Genomic DNA, 12,616 nt, shown 5'->3' with positions numbered 1-12,616 from the left:
CTTCCTTAGCTGTGCTGGGGCTATTTCAGGCGGGGCGCGGGAACGGCGGGCCCGGCCCACGGGCTGACCGGATTCCCCATCCAGTACGTCCCGGCCGGAACGGTCTCGCCGCGCATCACCAGGGACGCCGGACCAACGGTACCGCCCTTGCCAATCCTCGCCTGCGGCAGAATCACGCCGTGCGGGCCCATCGTCGCCCCGTCTTCGAGACTAACAGTGTCGATGCTCATGATGCGGTCGTGGAAGAGGTGGGTCTGGACGACGCAGCCGCGGTTGACCGTGGAGCTGGCGCCGAGGGTCACGAGGTCGGCCTCGGGAAGCCAGTAGCTCTCGCACCAGGTGCCCCGGCCGATCCTGGCCCCGAGGGCACGCAGCCACCAGACGAGGGCCGGGGTGCCGCTGGCGGACCGGGCGAACCACGGGGCGCTCACCATCTCGATGAAGGTGTCCACCACCTCGTTGCGCCAGATGAAGGAGCTCCACAGCGGGTGTAAACCGGTCTTAATCCTGCCCACGAGCAACCACTTGGCCGCAACGGAGGAGCCTGCCGCCACCCCGCCCGCCAGCAGCAGGACCACGCCTCCGAGTGCCGCTGCCGCACCGTAGCCCAGGACGGTGGCGAGCCAGTCGAAGACGAGCAGCACGCCAAGGGCCAGGCCCACCGTCAGGGCTACCGGCACGAACCGGCACAGCTCCCAGAGGCTCCTGGCCACCTTGAGCTTTGCCGGTGGCTGGAAGGTCCGGGTGCTGTCCGATGCGACCGCGGTGCGCCGCAGCCTGACAGGAGGGCTGCCCAGCCAGGACGTGCCTGACTTTGCCTTGCCCGGCGTCGCGGAGAGGACCGCAACCAGGGAGTTCTTTGGCACGCTGCGCCCGGCCGCGGTCATGCCGGAGTTGCCGAGGAAGGAGCGCTTTCCGATTTTCGCCGGCGCGATCCGCATCCAGCCCCCGCCGAGCTCGTATGACGCCACCATGGTGTCGTCGGCAAGGAAGGCACCCTCGCCCACCGTGGTCATGCGCGGCAGCAGCAGGACGGTGGAGGCCTCAACATTCTTTCCGACCTTCGCGCCCAGAAGCCGCAGCCAGACGGGTGTGAAGAGGCTGGCGTAAATCGGGAACAGCATGTCCCGTGCCATGTCCAGCACCCGTTCGGTGGCCCACACCTGCCAGCCGACGCGGCTGCGGACGCGGTAGTAGCCCTCCTTCAGGCCGAGGCCCAGCAGCCTGGTGGTGGCCAGGATCAGCAGCATGTTGGTGAGGAACCAGGTCAATGCCGCCAGCGGAAGCGACGCCAGCACCTGTGGCACTGCACTAAGCAGGGACTCGTTGCCCCTGATGAACAGGAAGACCACCAGGGCCGCGGCCACCGCCGAAACGTAGGGAATCAGGGCGAGGACGGCGGACGCGGCAGCGAAGGCCGTGAACCAGAGGCGCCCCAGCAGGGAGCTAACCGGCTGTCCGGCGGGCCAGTCCTGCTTCGCCTTGCCCCGCCGTTCGGCCGGGGAACCCGCCACAACCTGGCCGGCCTTGACCTTGCCCAGCACGGCGGAACCCGGTTCCACCTGGCCGCCGGCGCCGATGCTGGCCCCGGGCATCAGGGTGCTCCGGGCTCCCACGGTGGCGTCGGCTCCGACGTGGATGTGGCCGATGCGGACGATATCGCCGTCGATCCACCAGCCGGACAGGTCCACCTCGGGTTCGATGTTGCAGCCGCGGCCCAGGGTGAGGAAGCCCGTCACCGGGGGAAGGGAGTGCAGGTGGATGTTGCTCCCGATCTTGGCGCCGAGGGCCCTCGCGTAGTAGGGCACCCAGGGGGCGCTGGCGAGGCTGATGGCCCCGGCCAGGTCCTGGATCTGTTCGGTCAGCCAGAGGCGCAGGTGCACCTTGCCTGCCCGCGGGTAGTTCCCCGGCCGCACGTTGCGGAGCAGGAGGCGGGCGGCGGCAACGGAGATGGCCATCCGTCCGGGCGGGCTGACGAAGACCAGCCAGGACGCGGCCACCCACCACCAGGACACGGTGGGCGCGGCCGTGAATCCGGCAAAAGCGGACAGGACGTTGTTGGCGGCCATCAGGTAGGTCAGCCAGCGCATGCCCGCCAGAATATGCAGCGGTATGCCCATGAGCGTCTGGAAGACCTGCGACTTCAGGGCTGTGGGGCGGACCGGCCGTTCCGGGGCCGGACCGGCGGAGACGCCGTCGGGCAGGGACTGGCGGGCGGCCTCGATCAGCGCTCCGATACGCGGGGTGGCGTAGATGTCGGCCACGGTGACGGTGGGGTAGCGGACCCGGAGTGCGGAGACGAGCTGGGCCGCGGCCAGAGACCCGCCGCCGTGGGCGAAGAAGTCCGCGTCCAGGCCGGCGACGCTGCTGCCCAGGACTGCCTGCCACTGGTCAACCACCCACTGGGCATCCTCCGGCAGGTTCAGGGGCGCTGCGTCGGCGGCGGCGGCGCCGGCACCCGGCAGCGGCCAGGGCAGAGCGTGCCGGTCGACTTTCCCGCTGGTTTTGGTGGGCAGGGTATCGACGACGGTGAGCATCGGGATGAGCGGAGCGGGCAGCGTGGCGGACAGCAGTTCCCGGAACGCGGCCAAATCCAAAGAGGGCTGGCCCGCGGAGTCCGTCCCGCCGGCAGAGGCCAGGTAACCCACGAGGACCTGGTTGCCGGCCGCCGTCGTGCGGACTGCGGCGGCGGCGCCCGCAATGCCCGGGAGCGATTGCAGGGCAGCGTCGATCTCGCCGAGTTCGATCCGCCGGCCGCCGAGCTTGACCTGTTCGTCGGCCCGTCCCATGAAGATCAGGCCGGCCCGCTCGAACCGCACCAGGTCGCCGGAACGGTAGGCTCGGTCCCAGCCCAGCGAGGGCATGGCGGCATATTTCTCCGCGTCCTTCGCCGGGTCGAGGTAGCGGGCCAAGCCCACGCCGCCGATGATGAGCTCTCCCACCTCGCCTTCGGCCACGGGGACGCCGTCGGAGTCCACCACCGCCAGGTCCCAGCCGTCCAGGGGGAGCCCGATCCTGACCGGGCCGGTACCGCCCAGGGGAGCGGCGCAGGCCACGACCGTTGCCTCGGTGGGGCCGTAGGTGTTCCACACCTCGCGGCCGTCCACGGCCAGGCGCTCGGCCAGCTCCGGCGGGCAGGCCTCGCCGCCGAAGATCAGCAGCCGGACGTTTTCCAGGGCCTCTGCCGGCCACAGGGCGGCAAGCGTGGGAACGGTGGAGACCACCGTGATGCCGTGGTTGATCAGCCACGGTCCCAGGTCCATGCCGGTGCGGACGAGGGCCCGTGGGGCAGGCACGAGGCAGGCGCCGTGGCGCCAGGCCAGCCACATCTCTTCACACGACGCGTCGAAGGCCACCGACAGTCCCGCGAGCACGCGGTCCTGCGGCCCCACCGGTTCGTTCTGGAGGAAGATGCGGGCTTCAGCGTCCACGAACGCAGCCGACGAGCGGTGCTGCACTGCGACGCCCTTGGGCGTCCCGGTGGAACCGGAGGTGAAGATGACCCAGGCGTCGTCGTCGGGTGCGGCCGGGCGCGGCGCGGGGAAGGGGTGCGGCCGCTTATGGTCCGTGACGATCTCGCCGTTGGCCCGCAGAATGCCGGCCACCCGTGCCTCGCCGAACACCAGCTTGGCCCGTTCGTCCGGATCGTCCGCGTCCACGGGCACGTACGCGGCGCCGATCAGCAGGATGGCAAGGATCGCGATGTAGAGCTCGTTGGTTCCGGAAGGGATCCGGACGCCGATCTTGTCTCCCGCTCCCAGTCCGGCCTGGTGGAGCCGCCGGCCCTCGGCCTTGACCGCCGCCAGGAGCTGGGCGTAGCTCAGCGAGCGGCGGCCGTCGTCGAGCGCGGAAGCATCCGGGAAACGTGCCGCGGTGTCCGTGAGGATGTCCACCAGGGTCCGCTCGGGCGGGGCGGCGGCAGCGCCCGGCAGCTGGGCCGGGTACACCTCTGCCGCCGCCGGTCCGCCGGCGGCGGCAGTGGGTACGGTTGTGTCCAGGGTTTTGGGGAGCGGCTCAATCACGGCTGGATTCTCCCCCAGCAAGATGAACGGAAGATGACATCGTTTCCCCTGCGTTAACCTGGGACCGCTTTGTTACGGGACCGCCAGCCGGTCAGGGGACCAGCAGAACCTTGCCGGTGGTGCGCCGGCCTTCGAGGTCTTCGTGTGCCTTGCGTGCCTCGGCCAGCGGGTAGGTCGCACCGACGCGGACGTTGAGGCTGCCGTCGGCCGCGGCGCCGAAGATCTCCGTGGAGCGCCAGAGCCGTTCCTGCGGGTTGCCGAGGAAGTGGGCGAGCGACGGGCGCGTGAGGGTCAGCGAGCCCCCGGCATTGAGCCGCTGCGGGTCCACCGGCGGCACGGGCCCGGACGCCGCGCCGAAGAGCACCAGCGAACCGCGGGTGCGCAGGCTGGCCAGCGAACCGTCGAACGTGTCCTTCCCCACGCCGTCGTACACCACGTTCACGCCGGCGCCCTGCGTCAGGTCCCGGACGGCGTCGGCGAAGCCGTCGTAGCGCAGCACCTCGTCTGCGCCGGCGCCGCGGGCCAGCGATTCCTTTTCATCAGTGGAAACGGTGGTGATGACGCGGGCGCCGCGGGCCTTCAGGAGCTGGATCAGCAGCAGGCCTACCCCGCCTGCGCCTGCGTGGACCAGGACGTTGTGCCCGGGTTCGACCCGGAACGAGGAATTGATCAGGTAGTGGGCCGTCATGCCCTGGAGGGGGAGCGCTGCGGCGGTGTGGTCGTCCACGCCGTCCGGCACGGGCAGGGCCTTCGCGGCGTCCAGCACGGTGTAGCCGGCGTAGCATGCGGTTCCCTCGGCCGTGGCCACCCGGCTTCCCACCGCGAAGTCCTCCACGCCCTCGCCGATTTCCTCGACGGTGCCGGCTGCTTCTGATCCGGGGGTGAACGGATAGGCCACCTTGTAGGTGCCGCTGCGCTGGTAGGTTTCGATGAAGTTGACGCCCGTTGCGGCTACCTTCACCAGCAGCTGGCCGGGGCCGGGGACGGGGCGGTCGATCTCCGTGAAGTCCAGGACCTCCGGTCCACCCGGCTGCCGGGCGACGATGGCGTGCGTCATGGAATTTCTCCTTTTCCGGGCCGGGACCTCCGGCACCCTTCCTCACTTCATCCTAGGGACCGGGGCGGTGCAGGCGAAGTCGGCCGGAACCCGGCGTAAGGAGGCGCGGCTACTCCATGCATAAATATCGGGACCTATGCATAGTCTTGCTGTATAGTCGTCTTCATGACTATTTCTGTTGCCGTTTCCGGCGCCAGCGGCTACGCCGGCGGCGAAGTCCTCCGCCTGCTGGCCGGCCATCCGGACGTCACCATCGGAGCCATCACGGCACACAGCAACGCCGGTTCCAGACTAGGCGAACTGCAGCCGCATCTCCATGGCCTGGCGAGCAGGATTCTCGAGGACACCAGCGTGGATAACCTGGCCGGGCACGACGTCGTGTTCCTGGCCCTCCCGCACGGGGCGTCCGCCGAGATCGCGGCCAAGCTCCCCGAGGGCACGGTGGTGATCGACGCCGGTGCGGATCACCGCCTGGAATCCGCCACTGCATGGGAAAAGTTCTATGGCTCTGACCACGCCGGAACGTGGCCCTACGGCCTGCCGGAACTGCCGGGCCAGCGCGAAAAACTTAAGGGCGCCAGCCGGATCGCCGTCCCGGGCTGCTACCCGACGTCGTCGCTGCTCGCCCTCACGCCCGGCTTCGCCGGCGGCCTGCTGGAGGGAAACGACGTCGTCATCGTCGCCGCCTCCGGCACCTCCGGGGCCGGCAAGGCTGCGAAGGTGAACCTCATCGGTTCCGAGGTCATGGGCTCCATGAGCCCTTACGGCGTGGGCGGCGGCCACCGGCACACGCCGGAAATCGAGCAGGGCTTGTCCAACGCCTCCGGCGAGCCGGTGACGGTATCCTTCACGCCCACCCTGGCGCCCATGAGCCGGGGCATCCTCACCACCGCCACCGCCCGGGTCAAGCCCGGCGTCGGCGCCGAGGAACTGCGCCGGGCCTGGGCTGAGGCGTACGACGACGAACCGTTCGTCCACCTGCTGGCCGAGGGCCAGTGGCCCACCACCAAGTCCGTGCAGGGCTCCAACCACGCCGCCATGCAGCTGGCCTTCGACCCGCACGTCGGGCGCGTCATTGTCACGTGCGCCATCGACAACCTGACCAAAGGCACCGCCGGTGGAGCGGTGCAGTCCATGAACATTGCCCTTGGCCTGCCGGAAACCGCCGGCCTCAACCTGCAGGGAGTTGCCCCGTGACCGTTACCGCCCCCAAGGGATTCCGCGCCTCCGGTGTCACCGCCGGGCTCAAGGCCTCGGGTAACCCGGACCTCGCGCTCGTTGTCAACGACGGACCGTCCAAGGCGGCGGCCGCCGTCTTCACTTCCAACCGGGTGGCCGCGGCCCCCGTCCACTGGTCGCGCCAGGTGGTTTCGGACGGCCGCGTCGACGCCGTGATCCTTAACTCCGGCGGCGCCAACGCCTGCACCGGCCCGCAGGGCTTCCAGAACACGCACACGACGGCGGAGAAGACGGCCGAGGCGCTGGGCCTGTCCGCCACCGACGTGTTTGTCTGCTCCACCGGCCTGATCGGTGAGCAGCTGCCCATGGACAAGATTGTTCCCGGCATCGATGCCGCGGCCGCCGCCCTGAGCGCCGACGGCGGTCCCGAAGCCGCCACGGCCATCATGACCACCGACACGGTGTCCAAGCAGGCGGTCTTCACCGGCACCGACGCCGAGGGAAATGAATTCACCATCGGCGGCATCGCCAAGGGCGCCGGCATGCTGGCGCCCGGGCTGGCCACCATGCTGGTGGTGCTCACCACGGATGCCGACATCCAGCCGGAACTGCTCGACCTTGCCCTTCGTGACGCCACCCGCGTCACGTTTGACCGCGCCGACTCGGACGGCTGCATGTCCACCAACGACACCGTGGTGCTGCTTGCCTCGGGCGCGTCCAAGGCCGTTCCGTCTGACGGGGTCTTCGGCCAGGGCCTCACCCAGGTCTGCGCCGAACTGGCGCGCAAACTGATCGGCGACGCCGAGGGCGCCAGCCACGACATCGCGATCCGCACGTTCAACGCCGCGAGTGAGCGCGACGCCGAAACCGTCAGCCGCGCCGTGGCCCGCTCCAACCTCTTCAAGGCGGCCATCTTCGGCAAGGACCCCAACTGGGGCCGCGTGCTCTCCGCCGTGGGCACCACCGACGCCGTGTTCGAACCGGACCAGCTCAACGTGTCCATGAACGGCATCCAGATCTGCCAGAACGGCGGGATCGGCCAGGACCGCAAGCTGGTGGACCTGGAACCGCGCGAGGTGGTCGTGGAGATCGACCTGCAGGCCGGCGGGGCGGAAGCCACCATCTGGACCAACGACCTCACGCACGACTACGTCCACGAGAACAGCGCCTACTCAAGCTAAGAGTGCCTATTCGAGCTAGGTCTGCCCACCCACGCTAGATCCGCCAGCAACCCTGGAGAACCAGCCGCATGAACACCCAGACCCGCGAGTCAACGTCCATGAGCGATGCCCAAGACAAGGCCGGCACGCTGATCGAAGCCCTGCCCTGGATCCAGCGCTTCGCCGGAACCACCATGGTGATCAAGTACGGCGGCAACGCCATGGTCAACGACGAACTGCGCCGCGCCTTCGCCGAGGACGTCGTCTTCCTCCACCACGTGGGCATCCACCCCGTGGTGGTGCACGGCGGCGGCCCGCAGATCAACTCGATGCTGGGCAGGCTCGGCATCGAGTCGGAGTTCAAGGGCGGACTGCGCGTCACCACGCCCGAGGCGATGGACGTGGTGCGCATGGTCCTCACCGGCCAGGTGGGCCGTGAACTGGTGGGCCTGATCAACTCGCACGGGCCCTACGCCGTCGGCATGTCCGGTGAGGACGGCGGGCTGCTGCGCGCCGTGCGCACCGGCACCGTCGTTGACGGCGAGGAGGTGGACCTCGGGCTCGTGGGCGAGGTGGTGGGCGTGGACCCCGCCGGCATCGTGGACATTCTCGACGCCGGACGGATCCCCGTGATCTCCACCGTCGCCCCGGAAATCACCGACGCCGGCGACGGCGTGGCGGGAACCGCACGCTTCCAGCCCACCGGCCAGGTCCTGAACGTCAACGCGGACACCGCAGCGGCGGCCGTGGCCTCCGCCCTGGGCGCCTCGAAGCTGGTCATCCTGACCGACGTCGAAGGCCTCTACGCCAACTGGCCGGACAAGTCCTCGCTCATCTCATCCCTGACGGCCTCCGAGCTGCGCGACATGCTGCCGAGGCTCGAATCCGGCATGATCCCCAAGATGGCCGCCTGCCTCAAGGCCATCGACGAAGGAGTAGAGCGGGCGCACATCGTGGACGGCCGCCTGCCCCACTCAATGCTTCTGGAAACATTTACGACGGCGGGCATCGGCACCCAGGTTGTCCCGGACGAGGAGACGAACGCATGAGCAACACCGAACTGAGCCATTCCGCCGAGGGCGCTGTCACTGCTGAAGGCCCTGGCGCTGCGGAGGCCGCCGCAACCGCACTCGTCGCCAACAGCAGCGGTTCCGAGTGGCTGGCGCGCTACTCGTCGTCGCTGATGGGTGTCTTCGGCACACCCCAGCGGGTGCTGGTCCGCGGCGCAGGCTGCCTCGTGTGGGACGCCGACGGCAAGGAGTACCTGGACCTCCTGGGCGGCATCGCCGTCAACGCGCTGGGCCACGCCCACCCGTTCGTGACGTCGGTGATCTCGAGCCAGCTGGCCACCCTGGGGCACGTCTCCAACTTCTTCACCAGCCCCACCCAGATCGCCCTGGCCGAGAAACTGCTGGAACTGACTGCAGCTCCGGCCGGCTCGAAGGTGTTCTTCACCAACTCCGGCACGGAAGCCAACGAGGCCGCCTTCAAGCTGGCCCGCCGGAACTCCGGCACTCCCGCCGGGGAAGCCGGCGGCAGGCCCCGCACCCGGATCATCGCGCTCGAAGGCGCCTTCCATGGCCGGACGATGGGCGCACTCGCGCTCACGGCCAAGGAGGCCTACCGCACCCCCTTCGAGCCCGTGCCCGGAGGCGTTGAGCACATTCCGTTCGGCGACATCGATGCCCTGCGCAACGCCGTCGACGACACCGTGGCCGCCGTCTTCCTGGAGCCGATCCAGGGCGAGGCAGGCGTCCGGCCCCTTCCGGCCGGCTACCTGAAGGCCGCCCGCGAGTTCACCGCCGAAGCCGGTGCCCTCCTGATCCTCGATGAGGTGCAGACCGGCATCGCCCGGACGGGCAAGTGGCTGGCCAGCGAGGACGCGGGGATCGTGCCGGACGCCATCACCCTGGCCAAGGGCCTCGGCGGCGGTTTCCCGATCGGCGCGCTCGTCACGTTCGGCGAGAAGACGTCGTCGCTGCTGGGCGCAGGGCAGCACGGCACCACCTTCGGCGGCAACCCCGTCGCCACCGCCGCCGCACTGGCTACGCTGCACGCCATCGAAAGCCAGCACGTGCTGGACAACGTCCGCACCGTAGGTGAGCATGTGCGGCAGGCCCTGGCCGCCGTCGACGGTGTCACCGAGGTGCGCGGCGAGGGACTGCTGATCGGCTTCGACCTGGACGCCGACGTCGCCCCCGCCGCCGTGACCGCAGCCCTGGACGCCGGCTTCATCATCAACAGCCCCGGCCCCCGCACCATCCGCCTGGCCCCGCCGCTCATCCTGACCACCGAGCAGGCAGACCGTTTCCTGGCCGCCCTTCCGGCCATCCTGCAAACCGCAAAGGACGCACAGTGACCTCCACCGGCACCATCCGCCACTTCCTCAAGGACACGGACCTCAGCCCTGCCGAGCAGGCGGAAGTCCTGGAACTCGCGGGCCGCATGAAGGCGGCGCCGTACAGCGTCCAGCCGTTCGCCGCCCAAGGCAGCGGCCGCAAGACCGTCGCGGTGATCTTCGACAAGACCTCCACCCGGACCCGGGTCTCCTTTGCCACCGGCGTGGCGGACATGGGCGGCAACGCCCTGATCATCAACCCGGGCGAGGCGCAGATCGGCCACAAGGAATCCGTCGAGGACACCGCCAAGGTCCTCGAGCGCATGGTGTCCACCATCGTGTGGCGCACCGGCGCGCACTCCGGCCTCGTTGCCATGGCTGAAAACTCCAGGGTCCCGGTCATCAACGCCCTGTGCGACGACTACCACCCGTGCCAGCTGCTGGCCGACCTCCTGACCGTCAAGGAGCACAAGGGCGAACTCAAGGGCCTCACCATGGCCTACCTCGGCGACGCCGCCAACAACATGGCCAACTCCTACCTGCTGGCCGGCGTCACCGCAGGCATGCATGTGCGCATCGCCGGTCCCGTGGGCTACCTGCCCGCCGCCGGCATCGTGGCCGCCGCCCAGGAACGTGCCGCCGAAACCGGCGGCTCCGTCCTCATCACCACGGACGCTGCCGAGGCACTCAAGGGAGCCGACGTCGTCGCCACCGACACCTGGGTCTCCATGGGCCAGGAAGCCGAAAAGGAAGCACGGATGCAGCTGTTCCGTGAATACTCCGTGGACGAGGCCGCGCTGGCGCAGGCCGCCGCCGACGCCGTGGTGCTGCACTGCCTGCCGGCCTACCGCGGCTACGAAATCTCCGCCGGCGTGATTGACGGCCCGCAGTCGATCGTGTGGGACGAGGCCGAGAACCGCCTGCACGCGCAGAAGGGCCTCATGGCCTGGCTCATGCACCAGTCCGGGCTGGCATTCGTCGACGGGCTTTCTCCCGTTGAGGGCACCGGGGAGAGCACGTTCTAGTGTCCACCAACCCGGCGGCCCCCGGCGCGAGCCCGGCCACCAAGACCGCCCGCCAGGCGCGGATCACCGCGATCCTGACCGGCGAGTCGGTGCGTTCCCAGGCCGAGCTCGCCGCGCTGCTCGCGGACGACGGCGTGCAGGTCACCCAGGCCACGCTGTCGCGTGACCTCGTGGAGCTTGGCGCTGTCCGCGTCCGGGGCAAGGAGGGCGTGCTGGTGTACGCCGTCCCCGGTGAAGGCGGGGAGCGGGCGGCCAAGAGCGGGGTCAGCCAGGAAATCCTTGATGCGCGGCTGGCGCGGCTCTGCGGGGAGCTCCTGGTGACGGCCGAGGCCTCAGCCAACCTCGTGGTGCTTCGGACCCCGCCGGGCGCGGCGAACTTCCTCGCCCTCGCCATCGACCACTCCGTGATGCCCTCCATCCTGGGCACGATCGCCGGGGACGACACCGTGCTGCTCGTGGCCCGGGACCCGCTGGGCGGGCCGGAACTGGCCGCCCGTTTCCTGCAGCTCGCCGAGGAAGCCGGCACGGGTCAGTAGCATCCGGGCCAACAGCGTCCAGGCCAGTAGGGCCCGGCAGCCAACTTCAAGACAAACAAAACAAGAAACAAACAACTAAGGAGCATGTTCCGTGACTGAGCGTATTGTTCTGGCCTACTCAGGTGGCCTGGATACTTCCGTAGCCATCGGCTGGATCGGTGAAGCCACCGGCGCCGAGGTCATCGCCGTGGCGGTCGACGTCGGACAGGGCGGCGAATCGCTGGAGACCATCCGCCAGCGCGCCCTCGGCTGCGGCGCCGTCGAGGCCTACGTGGCTGACGCATCTGACGAGTTCGCCAACGAATACTGCGTGCCCACGCTGAAGGCCAACGCCCTCTACCAGGGCCACTACCCGCTGGTTTCCGCCATCTCCCGCCCGGTCATCGTCAAGCACCTGGTCAAGGCCGCCCGTGAATTCGGCGCCACCACCGTGGCCCACGGCTGCACCGGCAAGGGCAACGACCAGGTCCGCTTCGAGGTTGGCATCCAGACCCTCGGACCCGACCTGAAATGCATCGCACCCGTCCGCGACCTCGCGCTGACCCGCGACAAGGCCATCGCCTTCGCCGAGGAAAAGGGCCTGCCGATCGAGACCACCAAGAAGAACCCGTACTCGATCGACCAGAACGTCTGGGGACGCGCCGTCGAAACCGGCTACCTCGAGGACATCTGGAACGCCCCCACCAAGGACATCTACGACTACACCGCCACGCCAGAATTCCCGCCGGCACCGGACGAGGTCACCATCTCCTTCGAAGCCGGCGTTCCGGTCGCGATCGACGGCGTGAAGGTCACCCCGCTGCAGGCCATCAAGGAACTGAACCGCCGCGCCGGCGCCCAGGGCGTGGGCCGCATCGACGTCGTCGAAGACCGCCTCGTCGGCATCAAGTCCCGCGAAATCTACGAAGCACCGGGTGCCATGGCGCTGATCACCGCCCACAAGCACCTCGAAGACGTCACCATCGAGCGCGAGCAGGCCCGCTTCAAGGCCACCGTTGGCCAGCGCTGGGCCGAACTGGTGTACGACGGCCAGTGGTTCTCCCCGCTGAAGCGCTCCCTGGACGCCTTCATCGAGGACACCCAGAAGTACGTCACCGGCGACATCCGCATGGTGCTGCACGGCGGCCAGGCGATCGTGAACGGACGCCGCTCCGAGACCTCGCTCTACGACTTCGAGCTCGCCACCTACGACACCGGCGACACGTTCGACCAGTCCATGGCGCGCGGCTTCATCGAGCTGTGGGGCATGTCCGCCAAGGTTGCCTCCGGGCGCGACATCCGCGTCGCAGGAAAGTAAAA

At 69.2% G+C, this 12,616-nt stretch carries 9 protein-coding genes; 7 read left to right on the top strand and 2 right to left on the bottom strand.

Translation table 11 applies throughout. The features are described from left to right. Positions 1-20 precede the first annotated feature (20 nt). Both R5O87_RS05650 and R5O87_RS05645 read right to left on the bottom strand, forming a co-directional pair. Entirely contained in the window at positions 21-3,998 is a 3,978-nt protein-coding gene (locus R5O87_RS05650; protein WP_462836435.1) for a Pls/PosA family non-ribosomal peptide synthetase, read from the bottom strand. A gap of 115 nt (positions 3,999-4,113) precedes the next feature. Further along, positions 4,114-5,079, bottom strand: a complete 966-nt coding sequence (locus tag R5O87_RS05645; protein WP_410558092.1) for a quinone oxidoreductase family protein — start codon at positions 5,077-5,079, stop codon at positions 4,114-4,116. Positions 5,080-5,244: 165 nt separating this feature from the next. Between R5O87_RS05645 and argC the strand changes: the two genes are divergently transcribed. The 7 genes from argC (at position 5,245) to R5O87_RS05610 (ending at position 12,614) form a co-directional block, all read left to right on the top strand. Next, positions 5,245-6,276 (top strand): N-acetyl-gamma-glutamyl-phosphate reductase, encoded by a 1,032-nt coding sequence (argC, locus tag R5O87_RS05640; protein WP_410558091.1) that lies wholly within the window; start codon positions 5,245-5,247, stop codon positions 6,274-6,276. After that, the gene (gene argJ / locus R5O87_RS05635) at positions 6,273-7,439 is read left to right on the top strand and encodes a bifunctional glutamate N-acetyltransferase/amino-acid acetyltransferase ArgJ (protein WP_410558090.1); all 1,167 of its coding nucleotides are present in this window, start codon (positions 6,273-6,275) and stop codon (positions 7,437-7,439) included. Before argC ends, argJ begins: the two co-directional genes overlap by 4 nt. A 68-nt stretch (positions 7,440-7,507) precedes the next feature. Continuing rightward, a complete protein-coding gene (argB, locus tag R5O87_RS05630; protein WP_377953864.1) occupies positions 7,508-8,467 on the top strand; it encodes an acetylglutamate kinase in 960 nt (319 codons plus the stop codon). After that, positions 8,464-9,777, top strand: a complete 1,314-nt coding sequence (locus R5O87_RS05625; RefSeq protein WP_410558089.1) for an acetylornithine transaminase — start codon at positions 8,464-8,466, stop codon at positions 9,775-9,777. Before argB ends, R5O87_RS05625 begins: the two co-directional genes overlap by 4 nt. Beyond that, the gene (gene argF / locus R5O87_RS05620; protein ID WP_410558088.1) at positions 9,774-10,781 is read left to right on the top strand and encodes an ornithine carbamoyltransferase; all 1,008 of its coding nucleotides are present in this window, start codon (positions 9,774-9,776) and stop codon (positions 10,779-10,781) included. Before R5O87_RS05625 ends, argF begins: the two co-directional genes overlap by 4 nt. Beyond that, positions 10,781-11,317 carry an arginine repressor gene (locus R5O87_RS05615; RefSeq protein ID WP_410558087.1) on the top strand — a complete coding sequence of 179 codons (537 nt, stop codon included), beginning with the start codon at positions 10,781-10,783 and terminating at the stop codon, positions 11,315-11,317. Before argF ends, R5O87_RS05615 begins: the two co-directional genes overlap by 1 nt. A gap of 91 nt (positions 11,318-11,408) precedes the next feature. Next, entirely contained in the window at positions 11,409-12,614 is a 1,206-nt protein-coding gene (locus R5O87_RS05610; protein WP_410558086.1) for an argininosuccinate synthase, read from the top strand. Positions 12,615-12,616: the final 2 nt, after the last annotated feature.

It is taken from the genome of Arthrobacter globiformis, from assembly GCF_046536215.2.
Taxonomy (GTDB): Bacteria; Actinomycetota; Actinomycetes; order Actinomycetales; family Micrococcaceae; genus Arthrobacter; species Arthrobacter globiformis_E.
Note: the sequence above shows the minus strand (reverse complement) of the source record. Positions and strands in the feature narration are given on the sequence as shown.

What these genes read in the sequence shown, in the direction of transcription:
- R5O87_RS05645 (WP_410558092.1), bottom strand. Translation starts at nt 5,079, where the DNA reads ATGACGCACGCCATCGTCGCCCGGCAGCCGGGTGGACCGGAGGTCCTG.
- argC (WP_410558091.1), top strand. Translation starts at nt 5,245, where the DNA reads ATGACTATTTCTGTTGCCGTTTCCGGCGCCAGCGGCTACGCCGGCGGC.
- argB (WP_377953864.1), top strand. Translation starts at nt 7,508, where the DNA reads ATGAACACCCAGACCCGCGAGTCAACGTCCATGAGCGATGCCCAAGAC.
- R5O87_RS05625 (WP_410558089.1), top strand. Translation starts at nt 8,464, where the DNA reads ATGAGCAACACCGAACTGAGCCATTCCGCCGAGGGCGCTGTCACTGCT.